The sequence below is a fragment of the uncultured Albimonas sp. genome (genome assembly GCF_963977235.1).
In the GTDB taxonomy this organism is placed as follows: Bacteria; Pseudomonadota; Alphaproteobacteria; order Rhodobacterales; family Rhodobacteraceae; genus Albimonas.
Genome location: NZ_CAXBOD010000013.1, coordinates 28,333 through 45,608, shown reverse-complemented (window position 1 = coordinate 45,608; position 17,276 = coordinate 28,333). Strand labels below are relative to the sequence as shown.

Here is a 17,276-nt window from a genome sequence, read left to right as displayed (position 1 = left end):
GAAACCTTGCGAAAGCGCCGCGCGCCGCTGCCGGGGAGGCCGCCCTGTCGATCCGCCGCCACGAGATTCTCGAGATCGCCCGCCGCGAGGGCCGCGTGCTGGTCGAGGACCTGGCCGCGCGGCTGGGCGTCAGCGTGCAGACCATCCGGCGCGACCTGGGCGAACTCGCCGACGACGGCCGCCTCGACCGGGTGCACGGCGGCGCGATCCTGCCCTCGAGCGTGCGCAACATCGGCTATGAGCAGCGCCGCGCCCTGAACGGCGAGGCCAAGGGCGCGATCGCCGCGCTCTGCGCCCGCGCGATCCCCGAGGACGCCTCGCTGTTCCTGAGCATCGGCACCAGCGCCGAGGCGGTGGCCCGCGCCCTGCTCGCCCACCGCAACCTGCTGGTGGTGACCAACAACATCAACGTGGCCAACATCCTGACCGCCAATCCCAGCTGCGAGATCGTGCTGACCGGCGGCGCCCTGCGGCGCAGCGACGGCGGGCTGGTGGGCGAGATGACCCTGCAGGCGATCGAGCGCTTCAAGGTCGACCTTGCGGTGATCGGCTGCTCGGCGCTGGACGAGGACGGCGACATCCTCGACTACGACCCCCAGGAGGTCGGCGTCAGCCGGCGGATCGTGAGCCTCGCCCGACGCTCGGTGCTGGTGGCCGACCACACCAAGCTGCAGCGCAGCGCGCCGGTGCGCATCGCCTCGCTGCGCGACCTGGCGGGGGTGTTCACCGACCTGCCCTTTCCCGGCCCGCTGGCGCAGCGCTGCCGCGAGTGGTCCACCCCGCTCGAGGTCGCCTGGCCCGACGGCCCGCCCCCCGCCGCCGCGGCCGAGGACGGGGGCCCGCCCCTCGCGCCTCAGATCGAGAGGTAGCGGTCGGTGATCTCCCGGTTGGCGCGCAGGCCGGCGATGGTGTCGCGATAGACCACCACGCCCTTGTCGATCACCGCGGCGTGGGTGGCGACGGCGAGGCAGAAGTGCATGTTCTGCTCGGCCATCAGGATGGTTACGCCCATGCCGCGCAGGGTGGCGATCAGCTTGCCGATCTCGGCCACGATGATCGGGGCCAGCCCCTCGGACGGCTCGTCGAGCAGCACCAGGTCGGGGTTGCCCATCAGGGTGCGGGCGATGGTCAGCATCTGCTGCTCGCCGCCCGAAAGGCGGCCGGCCATGCGCCCCTTCATGCCCGCAAGCAGGGGGAACACCTCCCAGATCCGCTCCAGCGTCCAGTCGGTCTTGCCGGCGGGGCCCTTCTTCTCGCCGATCAGGAGGTTGTCCTCGACCGAATGCTCGGGGAACACCTGCCGGTCCTCGGGGACATAGCCGATGCCGGCCCGCGCGATGCGGTGGGGCGCGGCGCCGGCCATCTCGGCGCCGCGCAGGCGGACCGAGCCGCGCCGCGGCGGCGCGATGCCCGCGATCGCCTTGAAGGTGGTGGACTTGCCCGCCCCGTTGCGCCCCAGCAGGGCGACCGTGTGCCCCTCGCCGACCGCGAGCCCCAGTCCGAACAGGATCTGGCTGGCGCCGTAGTAGACGTCGAGCCCCTCGACCTCCAGCAGCGGCGCGGCGGTTGCGGGGGCGTGCTCGGCCAGGGTGTCCGCGTCGGCCATCAGGCGCCCTCCGTCACGGCGTGGTGGTGATCCTGGCCGAGGTAGGCGTCGATCACGGCCTGGTTGCGCTTGATCTCCTCGGGCGTCCCCTGCGCCAGAACCTGGCCGTAGCTGAGCACGTCGATCGACTGGGCGATCTGGAAGACGATGTCCATGTCATGCTCGATGAAGATCACCGTGAGGTCCGAGCCCTCCCACAGCGCGTGGACCTTCTCGATCATCCGCCAGCGTTCCTCGGCGCCCATGCCGGCGGTGGGTTCGTCGAGCAGCAGCACCTTGGGCTCCAGCGCCAGCGCGAGGCCGATGTCGAGCAGCTTCTGCTCGCCGTGCGAGAGGTTGCGCGACACGGCCCCGGCGCGGGGCGTCAGGCCCAGCAGGTCCATGATCTCGCCCGCCCGCTCCCGCGCCGCCGGCAGGGGGGCGCGGCGCAGCATCGAGAACAGCTCGCCCCGCTGCGCGGTGACGGCGGCGACCAGGCTCTGCTCCATGGTCATGTCGGGGAAGATGCTGGCCACCTGGAAGGCCCGGGTCATGCCCCGGCGCACGACCTCGAGGGCCGACAGGCCGACAAGCTCCTCGCCGTCCAGCTTCACCTCGCCCCGGTCGGGGCGGATGTGGCCGGAGATCAGGTTGAAGAAGGTGGTCTTGCCCGCCCCGTTCGGCCCGATGATGGCGGTCAGAGAGCCTGCGGGAAAGTCGAGCGTCACCCCGCGCATCGCCTCGACCCCGCCGAAGGATTTCGCGAGATCGCGGATCTGGAGCATCGGTTGGGTCATGCGTTCCCCCTCGCCGGCGGAAACGGCGCGTAGGTGGTCCAGGCCGGGCCCGAGAGCCAGCCGCCGTCCACCGGCAGCGTCACCCCGCTGATCGCCGAGGACGCGTCCGAGCACAGGAAGGTCACGGCCGAGGCGATCTCCTCGGGCCGCACCAGTCGGCCCATCGGGGTCATGCCCTGCATCGGGCCGGGGTCGCGCTCGCCGTTCTCAAAGCGCTCGGCGAGCGCGGGGGTCAGGGTGAAGCCCGGCGAGACCGCGTTGACCCGCACGCCCGAACGTCCCCACTCGGTCGCCAGGCACTCGGTCATCGAGATCACTGCGGCCTTGGCCGGCGCATAGGCGTGCAGCGGCAGGGCGCGCATCCCGGCGATGGAAGCTATGTTGACGATCGCCCCGGTGCCGCGCAGGGCCATGCGCCGCCCCCAGGCGACGCAGCTGACCCAGACGCCGCGCTGGTCGACGGCGACAACGCGGTCCCACTCGGACATCGGCAGATCCTCGGGCGACTGCGGCAGTTGCAGCACGCCCGCCGAGGTCACCAGGGCCGAGGCGGGGCCCATGTCCGCGTCGAGCTTGGCCGCCAGCGCCTCCACGGCGTCCGCGTCGCGCACGTCGAGGAAGGCGGGGACGTGGCCCTCGCCGGAGAGGCCCGCCGCGACGATCTCGGCGCCGGCGAGGTTCACGTCGAGCACGGCGACGCGGGCGCCGGCCTCGGCCAGCGCCTGGCAGCAGGCGGCGCCGATGCCGCTGGCGCCGCCGGTGACGACCGCGACGCGGCCGGTCATGTCCATCATGCGTTTCCTCCCGATGGGGCGGCGGGGCGGGCGGCGGCGGCCCGCTCGCGCCGCGCCTCGCGCCAGTCGAGGGCGAAGTCCGCCAGCCCCCGGCGCAGGCCCAGCACCGCCACCACGATGACGATGCCCAGCACCAGACCGTGATGCTCGGTCACGCCGGTGACGTAGTGGTTCAGCCCCTGCAGCAGCACCGCGCCGAGCAGCGGGCCCAGGAACACCCGGCTGCCGCCCAGCATGATCATGAAGATCGCCTGGCCCGACATGGTCCAGTAGGCGAACTCGGGGTAGGCGCCGGACGCGAACAGCGCCAGCAGCACCCCCCCGACCGAGGCGACCGAGCCCGCCAGAACGAAGCTCAGCAGCTTGGCCCGGTAGGCGTTCACGCCCAGGAACACCGCGCGGTCGGGGTTGTCGCGGATCATGCGCAGGGTGTGGCCGAAGGGGCTCTGGACGATCTGGCGCAGCAGCAGGATGCAGATCACGAAGACGATCATGCAGAACGTGTAGAACGCCCGCGGGGAGGTCAGGTCGATCCCCCAGAACGCCGGCCGCGGGATGCCGCCCATCAGCCCCTGGTCGCCGCCGGTCAGCGACACCCAGGTCAGGATGATCGAGTGGAACATCATCTGGAAGGCGAGCGTGAGGAAGGCGAAGTAGATCTCCTTCAGCCGCACGCAGATCGCGCCGACGATCAAGGCCGTCAGCGCCGAGAACCCCACCGCCAGCACGAAGGCCACGGGGATCGAGACCGTCCCCGACTGCATCAGCAGCCCGAAGGAGTAGGCGCCGGAGGCGAAATAGGCCGCGTGCCCGAAGCTGACGAGGCCGGTGTAGCCGGTCAGCAGGTTCAGCGACATCGCCAGCAGCCCATAGGCGGCGACATAGATCAGGAAGTCGCTCAGCGCCGCCGATCCGGTCAGCCCGGGGATCAGCAGCAGCGCGACCAGGGCGACGAGGCCGACGCCCAGGTCGCGGATCAGGCCCGGTCCCATGCTCACACCTGCCGTCCGAACAGGCCCGAGGGGCGCAGGATCAGCACGAGGCCCATCATCACGAACATCGCTCCGTCCACGAACAGCGGAAAGCCGATCGAGCCGAAGGACCGCGTCAGCCCGATCAGAAGCGAGGCCACGAACGCCCCCACGATCGAGCCCATGCCTCCGATCACCGTGACGATGAAGCTCTCGATCAGGATCGACAGGCCCATGCCCGGCGTCAGCGTGCGCACCGGCGCCGCCAAAGCGCCCGCCAGCCCCGCCAGCAGCGAGCCGATGCCGAAGACCGAGGCGTAGAGCACGGAGGTGTTCACCCCCAGCGCGCCGACCATCTGCGGGTTGTGGGCGGCCGCGCGCACCAGCTTGCCGAAGCGGGTCTTGGCGATGCCGATCCACAGGATCGCGCCCACCGTGACCGAGGCGCAGATCATGAACAGGTAGTAGGGCGGCACCGGCCCGCCGGCGATGAACATCGGCGGCAGCGCGAAGCTCTGCGGCATGCCCATCATCTGGTACTCGGCGCCCCAGATGATCTTCACCATGTCGTCCAGGATCAGCACGAAGGCGTAGCACAACAGCAGCTGCATCAGCACGTCGCGCCCGTAGATGCGCGAGATGAACAGCCGCTCGAAGATCGCGCCGAACAGCGCCATGCCTCCCGCGCCGGCGGCCATCGCCACCACGAAGTTGCCGGTCAGCTGATAGCCGGCCAGCGCGAAATACGCGCCCAGCATGTAGAAGGCGCCGTGGGCGAAGTTGATCACCCCCAGCACCCCGAAGATCAGCGACAGGCCCGAGGCGACCAGGAACAGAAGCATCCCGATGATCAGCCCGGTCGAGACCTGGGTGACCGCGCAGGCGGGCACGGAGAGGCAGCCGAACAGCGCCGTGAGGTCCATGAACGTCTCCCGATGAGGGGCTTAGGAGCGGACCCGCCCCGGCCGGACGGCCGGGACGGGCGCGGAAGAGAGGGCCGCCTCGGGCGCGAGGACCCCGAACCGCCGCGCAAGCGCGCGATCCCGGGCCATCGCGCCGGGGCGCGGGTCACAAGCGCCGCGCCTGCGCAGTTGCGCGCGCGCCGCGCCCGCGCGGCGGGCGCTCAGGCGTAGCCCTGGCGCTTCTTCCACTCCTGCTCGAGGGTCAGGATCTCGTCCCAGTCGCCGCGCTCCCAGTTCTGGAAGCCCTTGGGATCGGGGCGCGACTGGCCCCAGGCGACGGGGTAGCCGATGATCGTGTGATCGTCCGCGCGCATGGTGATCTCGCCCGTCTCGGTGAACGGGCTCTCGACCGAAGCGCCCTTCACCGCGTCGGCCAGCGCCTGGCCGTCGGTTTTGCCGCCCGTGGCCGTCAGCGCCTGGTCGATGAACTGCACGGCGGTGTAGGTCTGCCAGGCCCAGTTGGTGGGCTCGGTCTCCGAGATCTCGGTGAAGCCCTGGTGGAAGGCCTTGTTGGCCTCGCTGTCGGGATAGTCGGGATCGTAGCGGAACACCGAATGCAGGCCCGAGGGCAGCTGCTTGAGCGCATTGACGATCGGCGGATCGGCGAGCCCGCCCGAGAACCACTGCAGCCCGCCCGCGAAGATCTGGTAAAGGTTCGCCTGCTCGAGAAACGAGACCAGGTCGCCGCCCCACAGCGCCGAGTAGATCGCGTCGGGCTGCACCTGCAGGACCCGGGTGACATAGGCGGTGTAATCCGGCTCGAACAGCTTGGGCCAGGCTTCGTTCACCACCTCGATCTCGGGGGCGAAGATCTTGAGATACTCGACGAACTGCGAGGTGTTGTCCCGGCCGTAGGCGTAGTCGGGCGAGCAGGTCATCCACTTCATCAGGTTGTCGCGCTTGGCGATCTCGGCGGCGTACTTGCCCCCCGCGACCGCGTCGTGGATGCCCTGGCGGGCGGCGCGGAAGGCGGTGGGCTTGTGCAGCTTGGGATCGGCGGTCAGCGCCGAGGTCTCAGAGCAGGTGTGCAGGCACAGCACGCCCAGCTCGCCCACCACCTCATGGACCGCAAAGGCGCCCGAGGAGGCCTCGGCGTCGATGATGATCTCGCAGCCCTCGGTGTTGACCAGGTCGCGGGTGACGCGGGCGGCCTCGTCGGGCTGGCCGCGGGAATCGCGGACCACCAGCTCGACCTCGCGGCCGCCGAAGCCGCCGGCGGCGTTGGCCTGGTTCACCGCCAGGATCGCGGCGTCGCGGCTCGAGGTGCCCAGGATCGCCACGCGGCCCGACAGGATGGTGGGCATGCCGACGCGGATCTTGGCGCCCTGGCCGCGGGCCACGAAGGGCGCGCCCAGCGCCGAGACGGCGGTCGCCGCGCCGACCGCGGCCAGCACCTGGCGACGCGACGGACGCAGCGACGGACCTCGTGACGGACTCGGGGCGTTGGTTCGGGTCATGTCTGGTTTTCCTCCCATGCGCCGGGCGCGTCGTTGGCGCGCGCCCTGGCCGGCCGTCCCCCGGACACGGGTCCGCGGGTCAACCGTTCGCCATCCTGACCAACCGCCGGACAGAACGTCAAGGATTCATGCGGCGGCCTGCCGCACCCCGGCCCGCGCAACGCAGCCGGCCGCGCCGGGGCTTTTCCCGGCGCGGCGACGAAACCGCGGCAGCGAGGCCGGACCGGGCGCAGGCGCCCCCGGTCCGCGGGGCTCAGACCCCCGGCGCCTCGATCAGCGAGGTCTTGGCCCCCGCCGGGGCGCCCGGCAGCGGCGGCGCGTCCGGGCCGGTCAGCTCGGCCAGCACCGGGGGCGGAGGCGCGGCGGGATCGGCGGGCGCGCCCATCGCGAAGCCCTCGTAGCCCCGCGCGGCGACCGCGTCGCAGATCTGGCGGAAGCGCACCATGCCGCCCGCGTAGGGCATGAACACCCGCGGCTTGCCCGGCACGTTGGCGCCCAGATACCAGCTGTGCCCGGCCTGCGGCAGCAGCGTGGCGTTGGCCGCATCGTTGACGTGGCTCATCCAGGCCTCGGCCGCGGCGGGGGTCGCCTCGATCCGGTCGACGCCCTCGCGCTCCATCGTCTCGATGCAGTCGGCGATCCATTCCACGTGCTGCTCGATGGGCACGATCATGTTGGCAAGCACCGAAGGGCTGCCGGGCCCGGTGACGGTGAACAGGTTCGGATAGCCCGGGATCGCCACGCCAACCCAGGTCTTGGGGCCCGCGGCCCAGTCGTCCTTCAGACGGCGTCCGTCGGCGCCCTGGAAGTCGATGGACAAGAGCGGCCCGGTCATCGCGTCGAAGCCGGTGGCGAAGACGATCACGTCCAGCTCATGGACCTTGCCCGATTCGAGCTCGATCCCCTCGGGCACGATTCGCCTGATGGGATCGGCCCGCACGTCGACCACGTCGACATGGTCCTTGTTGAACGTGTCGAAATAGTTGGTGTCGATGGGCGGGCGCTTGGCCGCGTAGGGGTGATCGATGTCCGAGAGGACCGCGGCCGTCTCGGGATCCTTGACGATCTCGCGGATCTTGCCCTTGAGGAACTCGGCGGCGGTGTCGTTGGCCGCCTTGCTCAGCAGCAGGTCGTGGAACACCGCGCGGAAGCGCAGGCCGCCGACCTCCCAGGCCTTTTCATAGCGCGCGCGACGGGTCTCCGCGTCCTGATCCATCGCCTTGTCGGTCGAGATCCGGAACGGATGCGCGTTGGGGGTCGAGCGGACCAGCTTGCGCACCTCCTCGAAGTTGTCGCGCCACTCCTGCTTGCGCTGTTCGTTCAGCGGGCCGTTGCGCGCCGGCACCGAATAGTTGGCGGTGCGCTGGAAGACCGTCAGAGTCTGCGCCGTCTCGGCGATCACCGGCACGGCCTGGATCCCGGTCGAGCCGGTGCCCACCTGCCCCACCCGCTTGCCGGCGAAATCCACGCCCTCATGCGGCCAGCGGCCGGTGTGATGCCATTCGCCCCTGAAATCCTCGAGCCCCGGAATCGCGGGCACGTTGGCCGAGCTGAGACAGCCCACCGCGGTGATCAGCCAGCGGCAGGAGAAGCGCTCGCCGGCCTCCGTGGTCACGGTCCAGCGGCGGGCGGCCTCGTCCCAGGCGGCGGCGGTCACGCGGGTGGAAAGCTGGATGTCGGGGCGCAGCGCCAGCGTGTCGGCGACGTGGTTGAGATAGGCGCGGATCTCCTCCTGGCCCGGATAGCGCTCGGAGTAGTCCCAGCTCTCGTGCAGCTCGCGCGAGAAGAAATAGCGGTAGGAGTGGCTCTCCGAGTCGCAGCGCGCGCCGGGATAGCGGTTCCAGTACCAGGTGCCGCCGACGCCGTCTCCGGTCTCTAGCACGCGGGCCTTCAGCCCCAGCCGGTCGCGCAGCAGATGCAGCTGGTAGAGGCCTGCGAATCCCGCGCCGACGATGACGGCGTCAAGGGATTGGGGGCGTCCTCCGGTCTGTGTGGTCATTGGGTTCTCCTCCGGTGCGCGCCTTTTCGGCGACGTGTTCCGGCCCCGCGCGTCCCGGCGCGCCGGGAGCCGGCTTTCGCGGAGGAGTTTCCGTTGAGGCGGGCATGGATTGCAAGGCCCGCTTACGATGGCGGTCGCGCGCCGCCACGAAGTCGTTGCCATGGCCGCGGGCGGCCGTCAGACTCCCGTCCAATCAACAGCGAGAGCCCGGGCGCCTCGAGGCCGGGCCGGGGAGGACCACATGACCGGACCACGCGCGCGTCCCGCCCGAGCGGAGGCCGCCCGATGAGCCGCCCCCTCGTGCGCTGCTACACCGACTACAAGAGCCCCTACGCCTATGTCGCGCTGGCCCCCACGCAGGCGCTGGCGGCCCGCTGGGACCTGGAGCTGGAGTGGCGGCCCTACACCCTGCGCATCGCCGAGTATCTGGGCTCGGTCGAGGACCGCAGCCCGCATGACTGGCGCAAGGTGCGCTACGCCTACATGGACGCGCGGCGGCACGCGAACCTGCAGGGGCTGACGCTGAAGGGCCCGAGGCGGATCTACGACGGCTACTGGTCGAACGCGGGAATGCTGTTCGCGCAGGCCCACGGGATCTTCGAGGGCTACCACGCCGCGGTGTTCGAGAAGTTCTGGCGCCACGCCCTGGACGTGGATTCCCCGGACGACATCTGCGCCGAGATCGCGGCGGTTGGCGGCGACGTCGACGCCTTCCGCACCTATGCCGAGGGTCCCGGCCGCGCCGAACAGGCCCGCATCGTGACCGAGGCCGAGGAGCTGGGCGTGTTCGGCGTCCCCAGTTTCCTCTACGAGGGGGAGCTGTTCTGGGGCGGCGACCGGCTGTGGATGCTCGAAGACCGGCTGCGGGCGCGGGCGGCGCAGGCCTGACCCCTCTTGGCCCGCCCCCCTTGACCCGCCCCCCGCCCCGCCCTTTCTCCGGGAGGACCCCCGCCGCAAGGAGCCTCCCATGACCCGAACCGCCGTGATCACCGGCGCCGGCCGCGGCATCGGCCGCGCCTGCGCCGAGCGTCTGCTGGCCGAGGGCTGGCGCGTGGCCGCGCTGGAGAAGGACGCGGCCATGGTCGCCGCGATGGCCGCCCGTCACCCCGGCGACGCGGCTCTGGCGCTCGAGACCGACGTGGCGCAGGAGGACGCGGTGCGCGCGGCCTTCGCGCGCATCGACGACTGGGCGCCCGGCGGGCTGGACCTGCTGCTCAACAACGCCGCCATCGCCTCCGCCCCGCGGATCCCGGTGGCGGAGCTGAGCCTCGAGGAATGGCGCCGCCAGCTCGACGCAGGGCTGACCAGCGTGTTCCTGTGCGTGCGCGCGGCGATCCCGGCGCTGCGGCGGAGCGGCGGCTCGGTGGTCTCGATGGCCTCGACGCGGGCCTTCCAGTCGGAGGCGGACACCGAGCCCTATGCCGCGGCCAAGGGCGGGATCGTGGCGCTGACCCATGCGCTGGCGGTCAGCCTGGGGCCACAGATCCGGGTGAACGCGGTGGCGCCGGGCTGGATCGAGACGGGCCACCTGCAGGGCGAGGGGACCGCGCCCTTCCCCGAGCATTCGCAGGCCGACCGCGAGCAGCACCCCGCCGGCCGCGTCGGCCGGCCCGAGGACATCGCCGAGGCGGTGCTCTACCTCGCGAACGCGGGTTTCGTCACCGGCCAGGTGCTGACGGTCGACGGGGGAATGACGCGCAAGATGATCTACGAGGCGTAAGCGCCGCGGCCCGAGCCGCCGCCCCTCGGCCTGGGTGGCGGCGGCTCGGCCGAGGCCCCGGGTCAAGCCCGGGGCGCGCCCCTGGCGGCGACCCGGGCGCATTGGGCCCGCCGCTTGCGCGAGGCCGCAAGACAGGCCGGCTCGGACGCGGGCGAGGCAAGACAGGCCGGCTCAGACGCCGGCGAGCTCGGCGGCGAAGCGCCCGGCGACCGAGGCCGCCAGCAGCGCCGGGGCGCCGTGGATGGCGGCGGCGCGGGCGCGGGCGGCCTGGGTGTAGCTGATGCAGTCCATCGCCACGAGGTCGGGCGCCTCGCCCTGCATGGCGCGGGCGGCGGCCTCGATGGCGTCGGCGTCCGCGTCCGGCGAGAGGGGCAGCGCCACCGCCTCGAGCCCGCTCGCGGCCCAGCGGGCGACGGCGTTGGCGGCCTGCGCGGGCGAGGGGATGAACACGCCCAGCCGGCCGCCCCGGGGCAGGCAGGCGGTGACGGCGCCGGCCAGCAGGTCCGAGGCGAAGTGCACCCCCGGCGCCGCCAGCCCCGCGAACCGGCCGGTGCAGCAGACCACCGCCGCCGAGGCGCCCATGGCCGAGAGATCGGCGAGCCGCGCCGCCATCCCCTCGGTCACCACCGCCTTCGAGACCAGCGTGGTCGACCCGTCGGGCAGCGTGGTGAACAGCGTGTCGGCGTCGTCCCGCGGCGGGCGGGCGCGGACCTCGTCGTCCGACAGGTGATCGAGGGCGCCGAGCATCCGCAGCTCGGCCTCCCCCGTCACCCGGGCGATCTCGGCCAGCAGCGCCGGGCGCGGCGCCTTGCCCACCACCAGCAGGCCGACCAGCGGCGCCGAAGCGCGGCCGGCGAGGGCGGCGTCCGCCGCCGGCGTCATGCCGCGGCCTCAGGGGCGAGAGGGGTCATTCCGCGGCCTCCGGCGCGACACGTCATTCCGCGGCCTCCGGCGCGAGGGCGGCGGCCTCGCCGACCACGCGCACGCGGGTGCGGATCGCCTTGCCGGGAAGGTAGCTGAGCGGCAGGTCCTCCACATCGATCACCTTGATCGTGGCGGGGTCGGCGCCGGCGCGGGCCGCGCTCTCGACCGCCTCGGCGCGGGCGAGCGCGATGGCCTCGTCCCGCTCCACGTCGCGGTAGATGCGGTCGGTCTCGCCCGAGATCTGGGCGATGGCCGCGCCCACCGCGTTGGCGACGTTGGAATGCTCGACGTGGACCACCTCGGAGATGCCGGGGATGCGGTCGGGGATCAGCATCGCGCCGCCGCCCACCGCCAGCAGCGGGACCTCGGTCGCGTCGGTCTTCATGCGGTCGACATTCTCGGCCACGCTCTCGTGGATCTTCGCGAGCGCCGCCCTCACGAAGCCGCGGTCGAGCCCCGCCACCCTCGACCTGTCGCCCAGATCCAGCAGGCCCGAGGCGACGGCGATGTCGGTCGCGGTGACGGTCGAGCCGCCGAAGACCATCGCCTCCTGCCCCAGCCGGTAGCCGACCGAGCGGGGGCCGACCGTGATCGGGTCCCGGCCGACGATGGTGCCGCCGCCGACCGCGATCGACAGCAGGTCGGGCATCCGGAACAGGGTCCGGACCCCCCCGATCTCGACCACGTTGTTGGCCTCGCGCGGGAAGCCGTTGACCAGGCAGCCGATGTCGGCGGTGGTGCCGCCCACGTCGCAGACCATGGCGTTCTCGATCCCCGCCAGCAGGGCCGCGCCGCGCATGGAATTGGTCGGGCCCGAGGCGAAGGAGAACACCGGGTATTCGCGCGCCGCCTCGGCCAGCGCCACGGTGCCGTCGTTCTGGGTGATGTAGAGCCGCGCGTTCAGCCCCGAGGCCGCCACCGCGTCGACGAAGGCCTGCGTGGTCTCGCGCGCCAGCTCGATCAGCGAGGCGTTCATCAGCGCCACGTTCTCCCGCTCCAGCAGGCCGATGCGGCCCAAAGCGGACGAGAGGGTGACGTGGCAGTCGGGATGCTCCTGCCGCACGATCTCGGCGGCGCGTTCTTCGCAGGCCGCGGTGAGGGGGGAGAAGGTGGCGGAGATGGCGACCGCGTTCACGCCCTCGGCGCGGATGGCGCGGGCGGCGGCGGCGACCTCGGCCTCGTCCATCGGCACCAGCTCGCGGCCGTCGTATTCGTGGCCGCCGTGGACCAGATGCACGCCGCCGACCACCTGGGCCGCGAGATCCGCCGGCCAGTCGCAGAAGGGCTTCAGCGAGGCCGAGGCGGGCAGCGACACCCGGATCGCGGCGGCGCGCCCGAGGTTGCGACGCTCGACCACCGCGTTGGTGTAGTGGGTGGTGCCGATCATCACCGCCGTGACGCCCTGCGCCGCGGGACCGGCCTTGGCGACCAGCTCCTTGAGGGCGGCGCGCACGCCGGAGGTGACGTCGGCGGTGGTGAAGGTCTTCACCGCCGCCAGCACCTTGTTCCCCTCGAGGAGGGCCGCGTCGGTGTTGGTGCCGCCGACATCGATGCCGATGCGCTTCATGGGGGTGCTCACGCCGAGGCTCCTTCGAAGACGGACTTGAACTCGATGTCGAAGCCGAAGGCGCGCGGGCCGACGGCCGAAAGGCCGGCCTCCGAGAGGAACACCTCCGGCGCCGGCAGGGCCAGCACCGAGACACGCTGCCCGAAGCGGATCACGTCGGTGCCGATGCCCTCGCCCGACACGGTGTCGAGCAGGCAGATCAGGTCGGGGGTCATCACCACCGGCGTGTCGCCCTTGAAGGCGACCGAGAACTCGTTCTGGAAGTGCACGACCATGTCCGAGCCCGCGTCGGGACCCAGCCCCTCGAGCTTGGCCTTGCCGCGCAGAAACCCCTCGGTCGCGCGACGCTCGACGTCGGTGATCTTGCCGGTGAACAGCAGCTTGCCGTGGCCCGCTTCCAGCACCGCCTCGATCGGGTCGGTGTGGGCGCGGCGGGCCTGCGCGACCTTGCGGCCGAGGTCGATGGCCTTGGAGACCGAGTAGAGGATGCCGTGCTGCTTGACCTCGGCGCCGGTGCGGGGCGCCTTGCAGGTGGAGGCGACCGAGCCGATTTCCGTGCAGGCCTTGCGCGAGATCCGCTCCATCCACCGCCAGGAGGCGGCGCGCGGAAAGATGATCTCGTTGTCGCGGATGTCGGCCATGGTCAGCGGGTAGCAGCGCAGGCCCGCCACGGCGACCGAGGTCATCTGCGCTTCGGGATAGGCGCGGCCCATGGTGTCGGCGTCGACCACCGGGTAGCCGGTCATCGCGGCCACCATCATCGGATGCACGCCGTTGCCGCCGCCGATCTCGAGCGCCATCACCGCGTCGAACTTGCGGCCCAGGTGCTCCTCCATCATGCGCAGGGGCTTCACGGCGAAGTCGGGGTCGGCCAGACGCTCCTGCCCCACGAGGGGCGCGCCCATGTTCGAGAGCACCGCGACCACCGCGTCGTCGGGCAGCGCCATCGGGTCGATCAGGTCGACCGAGCGGCCCTCGGCATAGAGCTGCCGCATGTTGAGCAGCTTGTGATACGGATCGCCGCCGCCGCCGGTGCCCAGGATCCAGGCGCCGATGGCCAGCGCCTCCATGTCGTCGGCCGTCAGCGCCCTGTGGGTCTGGCTGGGGCTGCGTCGCGCAAGCGTGCTCATCGGGCGGGGTCCTCCGGGGTCGACGGCGAGAGGTCGGCGCGGCGTCCGGCCGCGACGGGGTGTCGGCAAGGCGCCGCCGCCGGACTGGGGGCGAAGGGGGCGCGTCGCCCCTCGAAAAGACCCGCGGTCCCCCGTCCGCGCAAATAGCGATGGCGGATGCAGGTCATGCGTTCAGCCTATGATTTGGGCGGAACCGGGGGGCGCAGCCGGGGGCCGCGCGGCGAGTCCGCCTGTTCGGCAGGCGCGCCGCCCCCCGTGCGCCCGAAATCCGGGCGCCAAAGCCGCTGTTTCATAGGCGAGGCGAATACCGCGCATCAGCAATGGCTAGTTTTCCTGCTGTCACGCATCTGCCTTGAATGAGGCCGCCGAAGCTCTCCGGCGTTCCGACCCCCGACCCGGGCGGAGCGGGCGCCAGCAAGAGGCGCCGGGACGCGGACAAGGGGCCCACAGGCCCGCTCGCGGATCCGGGGCCCCCGACAGGAAGGATGCGAACCGTTATGTGGAAGGCCCTGAGAGGCGGACGCGCCGCCGCCGCCGCGCTGGCGATCGCCGCCGCCGTCGCCGCCGTGTCGCCCGCGCAGGCGGTCGAGAAGGTCGACGGCAAGTTCTGGATGGTGATCGGGGGCCGGCAGGCGGTCAGCCACGTCGATCCCGGCCAGTCCTACGACTACGCCATCCGGATGATGACCCAGGCCCTCTACGACGGGCTGGTGAAATACGAGGGCGATCCCCCGCAGGTGAAGCCCTGGCTCGCCGAAAGCTGGGAGACCTCGGAGGACGGCCTGACCTGGACCTTCCACCTCGCCCAGAACGCCGCCTTCCACAACGGCGACCCCGTGACCGCCGAGGCGGTGGTCTATTCCTACCAGCGCGTGCTGGAGATGAACGAGGGCGTCGCCTGGATGCTCTCGGACGTGCTGTCGGCTGAGAACATCAAGGCGCTGGACGCCCACACGGTCGAGTTCACGCTGGACCGGCCCTATGCGCCGTTCCTGTCGTTCCTGCCCTGGTGGTTCGTGGTCAACCCCGCCCAGGTCGAGCCCAACGTGGTGGACGGCGACTTCGGCAAGGCCTGGCTGGCGTCGAACGAGGCGGGCTCCGGCCCCTACACGCTCGAGCGGTTCGACCAGGGCACGTCCTACTGGCTCAAGCGCAACGCGGACTACTGGAAGGGCTTCCCCTACGAGGACGACGCGATGGGCGGGATCATCTACCGCCTGATCCGCGAGAGCTCCTCCCAGCGGGCCTCCCTTCTGAAGGGCGAGGCGGATCTGGTGACCGACCTGACGCCCGAGGAGCTCGAGGCCGTCGGCGCGCGCGACGAGATCGAGATCACCTCGACCCCCGCGCTGACCTCCTTCGGGTTCAAGATGAACACGCAAGGCGAGCACATGTCGGACGTCAACCTGCGCAAGGCGGTGGCCTACGCCTTCGACTACGACAGCCTGATCAAGATCTACAACGGCCAGGCCAAGCTCCAGGACAGCCCCTTCACCGACGCCATCCGCGGCCATGTCGACGTCGAGGGCATCCCGCGCCAGGACCTCGAGAAGGCCAAGGAACACCTGGCGAAATCGCAGTGGCCGGACGGCGGCATCACGCTGGAGTTCGTCTACGTCCAGGGTCTGGAGCAGCAGCGCCAGATGGGTCTCGCCCTGCTCGACAGCCTCAAGGCGCTGAACATCGAGCTGGAGATGGTGCCGCTCACCTGGCCCAACATGGTGGCCCGCGCCGCGGACCCCGCGCAGTCGCCCGACCTGATGTGCATCTTCGCGACCCCGGTCTCGACCGATCCCGATGCGGTGGCGATCCAGTATCACCCGTCCTCGCACGGCAAGTACTACGGCTCGCACTTCCTCGAGGACGAGGAGCTGATCGCGATGATCGAGGAAGCCCGCGCGCTGTCGGAGTGGTCCGAGCGCGAGCCGATCTACGCGCAGATCCAGGCCAGGATCGTCGAGCTGCAGCCCGAGGTCTTCGGGATGATGCGCAACCGTTCGTTCGCGCATCGCGACTGGGTGAAGGGCTACACCGACAGCCCGATCCGCATGACCGGCGAGGTGGACCTCTACCCGCTGCACATCCAGGCGCCCTGATCCCCGGCGCCTGTCCAGGCGCCCTGATCCCCGGCGCCTGACCAGGCGCCCTGATCCCCGGCGCCTGACCAGGCGCCCTGATCTCCGGCGCCTGAGTGGGCGCCCTGTCGGGCCGCGCCTGCAATGGCGCCCCGGCAGACGCGCCCGAGCGGCGGAGCGGCGGTCCCCCCGGACCTGCGCCGCTCCGCTCCCCCCCGGCGGCGGGGTCCCCTCCCTGGCCCCGCCGCCCCCCTGTCCCGATCGTCCCGGAGCCCAGCCCCGATGAGCCGACTGATCCTCAAGCGCCTGGCGCTGACGGCGCTGATGCTGCTGGGACTGGCCGTGGTGACCTTCACCGTGGCCAATATCGCGCCCGGCGACCCCGCGCGCCTCGCCGCCGGCCCCGACGCCACCCAGGCGATGGTCGAGCGGATCCGCGAGGAGCGCGGCCTCAACCAGGCGCTGCCGCTGCGCTTTGGCTACTATGTGGCCGACCTGCTGACGGGCGATCTGGGCACCTCGGTCTACACCGGCCGCCCGGTGGCCGAGGACATGGCCAAGTTCCTGCCCGCGACGGTCGAGCTGGTGCTGTTCGCCATCACGCTGGCGGTGATCTTCGGGATCCCGCTCGGCGTCGCGGCGGCGGTGCGCCAGAACAAGGCCTCCGACCACCTGATCCGGCTGATCGCGGTCTCGGGCGTGGCGCTGCCGATGTTCTGGCTGGGCCTGATGCTGCAATGGTACCTGGCGCTGGAACTGGACCTGTTCCCGCTCGGCGGGCGGCTCGGCGTGTTCGCGGACGTGCCGCCGACGGTCACGGGGATGTACACCGTGGACGCGCTGCTGGCCGGGCGCCTCGACACCTTCGCCGAGGCGCTCTCGCACATGCTGCTGCCGGCGCTGGCGCTGTCGCTGCCCGCGCTCGCGGCGATCATCCGCGTGAACCGGGCCGAGATGCTCGAGGTGCTGGGGCGCGACTATGTCGTAAACGCCCGCGCCCAGGGCATCGGACCGGGGCGGATCGTGGGCGCCTATGCGCTCAAGAACGCGATCCTGCCGACGCTCGCGATGATCGGCCTGCGCTTTGGCTGGATGCTGGGCGGCACGGTGCTGGTCGAGGGCGTGTTCGATTTCCCCGGCGTCGGCCTCTACGCCGCCAAGGCGGCGGTGTCCTCCGACTTCGAGCCGATCATGGCCGTGACGCTCGCGCTCGGCGCCGCCTTCATGCTGACCAACCTGGTCATCGACCTGCTCTACGCCGCGCTCGATCCGCGCGTGCGGGCCCAGATCTGAGG

Annotated in this window: 15 protein-coding genes; 5 read left to right on the top strand and 10 right to left on the bottom strand. The window is 71.5% G+C overall.

The genetic code is table 11. From position 1 onward, the window contains the following. The first annotated feature begins 44 nt into the window (after window positions 1-44). The gene (locus tag AAC134_RS09110) at window positions 45-869 is read left to right on the top strand and encodes a DeoR/GlpR family DNA-binding transcription regulator (protein WP_339948810.1); all 825 of its coding nucleotides are present in this window, start codon (window positions 45-47) and stop codon (window positions 867-869) included. Here AAC134_RS09110 and AAC134_RS09105 read toward each other — a convergent pair. The 7 genes from AAC134_RS09105 to AAC134_RS09075 form a co-directional block, all read right to left on the bottom strand. Further along, entirely contained in the window at window positions 854-1,606 is a 753-nt protein-coding gene (locus tag AAC134_RS09105) for an ABC transporter ATP-binding protein (protein ID WP_339948768.1), read from the bottom strand. The genes AAC134_RS09110 and AAC134_RS09105 overlap by 16 nt on opposite strands. Continuing rightward, window positions 1,606-2,382, bottom strand: coding sequence for an ABC transporter ATP-binding protein (locus AAC134_RS09100; protein ID WP_339948767.1), 777 nt, complete (start codon window positions 2,380-2,382; stop codon window positions 1,606-1,608). The genes AAC134_RS09105 and AAC134_RS09100 overlap by 1 nt, the downstream gene beginning before the upstream one ends. Continuing rightward, on the bottom strand, window positions 2,379-3,176 hold the full coding sequence (locus tag AAC134_RS09095) for an SDR family oxidoreductase (protein WP_339948766.1): 798 nt from the start codon (window positions 3,174-3,176) through the stop codon (window positions 2,379-2,381). Before AAC134_RS09095 ends, AAC134_RS09100 begins: the two co-directional genes overlap by 4 nt. Continuing rightward, window positions 3,173-4,168 carry a branched-chain amino acid ABC transporter permease gene (locus AAC134_RS09090; protein ID WP_339948809.1) on the bottom strand — a complete coding sequence of 332 codons (996 nt, stop codon included), beginning with the start codon at window positions 4,166-4,168 and terminating at the stop codon, window positions 3,173-3,175. Before AAC134_RS09090 ends, AAC134_RS09095 begins: the two co-directional genes overlap by 4 nt. Before the next feature lie 2 nt (window positions 4,169-4,170). Further along, window positions 4,171-5,070 (bottom strand): branched-chain amino acid ABC transporter permease, encoded by a 900-nt coding sequence (locus tag AAC134_RS09085; RefSeq protein ID WP_339948765.1) that lies wholly within the window; start codon window positions 5,068-5,070, stop codon window positions 4,171-4,173. 200 nt (window positions 5,071-5,270) lie between these two features. Then, window positions 5,271-6,566, bottom strand: coding sequence for an ABC transporter substrate-binding protein (locus AAC134_RS09080; RefSeq protein ID WP_339948764.1), 1,296 nt, complete (start codon window positions 6,564-6,566; stop codon window positions 5,271-5,273). Between the two features lie 253 nt (window positions 6,567-6,819). Beyond that, window positions 6,820-8,565 carry an NAD(P)/FAD-dependent oxidoreductase gene (locus AAC134_RS09075; protein ID WP_339948763.1) on the bottom strand — a complete coding sequence of 582 codons (1,746 nt, stop codon included), beginning with the start codon at window positions 8,563-8,565 and terminating at the stop codon, window positions 6,820-6,822. 285 nt (window positions 8,566-8,850) lie between these two features. Between AAC134_RS09075 and AAC134_RS09070 the strand changes: the two genes are divergently transcribed. Continuing rightward, on the top strand, window positions 8,851-9,453 hold the full coding sequence (locus AAC134_RS09070) for a DsbA family protein (RefSeq protein WP_339948762.1): 603 nt from the start codon (window positions 8,851-8,853) through the stop codon (window positions 9,451-9,453). A gap of 79 nt (window positions 9,454-9,532) precedes the next feature. Continuing rightward, window positions 9,533-10,285 (top strand): SDR family oxidoreductase, encoded by a 753-nt coding sequence (locus tag AAC134_RS09065; protein WP_339948761.1) that lies wholly within the window; start codon window positions 9,533-9,535, stop codon window positions 10,283-10,285. Between the two features lie 171 nt (window positions 10,286-10,456). On the opposite strand, the gene AAC134_RS09060 is transcribed toward AAC134_RS09065, so the two are convergent. Genes AAC134_RS09060 through AAC134_RS09050 form a run of 3 tightly spaced genes read right to left on the bottom strand, consistent with a single transcriptional unit; the run spans window position 10,457 to window position 13,906 of the window. Next, window positions 10,457-11,167 (bottom strand): AroM family protein, encoded by a 711-nt coding sequence (locus tag AAC134_RS09060; protein ID WP_339948760.1) that lies wholly within the window; start codon window positions 11,165-11,167, stop codon window positions 10,457-10,459. 52 nt (window positions 11,168-11,219) lie between these two features. Beyond that, window positions 11,220-12,788 (bottom strand): hydantoinase/oxoprolinase family protein, encoded by a 1,569-nt coding sequence (locus AAC134_RS09055; protein WP_339948759.1) that lies wholly within the window; start codon window positions 12,786-12,788, stop codon window positions 11,220-11,222. After that, entirely contained in the window at window positions 12,785-13,906 is a 1,122-nt protein-coding gene (locus AAC134_RS09050) for a DUF917 domain-containing protein (RefSeq protein WP_339948758.1), read from the bottom strand. The genes AAC134_RS09055 and AAC134_RS09050 overlap by 4 nt, the downstream gene beginning before the upstream one ends. 497 nt (window positions 13,907-14,403) lie before the next feature. Between AAC134_RS09050 and AAC134_RS09045 the strand changes: the two genes are divergently transcribed. Further along, the gene (locus tag AAC134_RS09045) at window positions 14,404-16,002 is read left to right on the top strand and encodes an ABC transporter substrate-binding protein (RefSeq protein WP_339948757.1); all 1,599 of its coding nucleotides are present in this window, start codon (window positions 14,404-14,406) and stop codon (window positions 16,000-16,002) included. Window positions 16,003-16,263: 261 nt separating this feature from the next. Beyond that, on the top strand, window positions 16,264-17,274 hold the full coding sequence (locus AAC134_RS09040) for an ABC transporter permease (protein ID WP_339948756.1): 1,011 nt from the start codon (window positions 16,264-16,266) through the stop codon (window positions 17,272-17,274). The last annotated feature ends 2 nt before the right edge of the window (window positions 17,275-17,276 follow it).

Bases quoted from the DNA above. Each gene is read 5' to 3' on its own strand.
- AAC134_RS09040 (WP_339948756.1), top strand. From the start codon at position 16,264: ATGAGCCGACTGATCCTCAAGCGCCTGGCGCTGACGGCGCTGATGCTG.
- AAC134_RS09095 (WP_339948766.1), bottom strand. From the start codon at position 3,176: ATGATGGACATGACCGGCCGCGTCGCGGTCGTCACCGGCGGCGCCAGC.
- AAC134_RS09070 (WP_339948762.1), top strand. From the start codon at position 8,851: ATGAGCCGCCCCCTCGTGCGCTGCTACACCGACTACAAGAGCCCCTAC.
- AAC134_RS09075 (WP_339948763.1), bottom strand. From the start codon at position 8,565: ATGACCACACAGACCGGAGGACGCCCCCAATCCCTTGACGCCGTCATC.
- AAC134_RS09105 (WP_339948768.1), bottom strand. From the start codon at position 1,606: ATGGCCGACGCGGACACCCTGGCCGAGCACGCCCCCGCAACCGCCGCG.
- AAC134_RS09050 (WP_339948758.1), bottom strand. From the start codon at position 13,906: ATGAGCACGCTTGCGCGACGCAGCCCCAGCCAGACCCACAGGGCGCTG.
- AAC134_RS09085 (WP_339948765.1), bottom strand. From the start codon at position 5,070: ATGGACCTCACGGCGCTGTTCGGCTGCCTCTCCGTGCCCGCCTGCGCG.
- AAC134_RS09045 (WP_339948757.1), top strand. From the start codon at position 14,404: ATGTGGAAGGCCCTGAGAGGCGGACGCGCCGCCGCCGCCGCGCTGGCG.
- AAC134_RS09060 (WP_339948760.1), bottom strand. From the start codon at position 11,167: ATGACGCCGGCGGCGGACGCCGCCCTCGCCGGCCGCGCTTCGGCGCCG.
- AAC134_RS09065 (WP_339948761.1), top strand. From the start codon at position 9,533: ATGACCCGAACCGCCGTGATCACCGGCGCCGGCCGCGGCATCGGCCGC.
- AAC134_RS09090 (WP_339948809.1), bottom strand. From the start codon at position 4,168: ATGGGACCGGGCCTGATCCGCGACCTGGGCGTCGGCCTCGTCGCCCTG.
- AAC134_RS09100 (WP_339948767.1), bottom strand. From the start codon at position 2,382: ATGACCCAACCGATGCTCCAGATCCGCGATCTCGCGAAATCCTTCGGC.
- AAC134_RS09080 (WP_339948764.1), bottom strand. From the start codon at position 6,566: ATGACCCGAACCAACGCCCCGAGTCCGTCACGAGGTCCGTCGCTGCGT.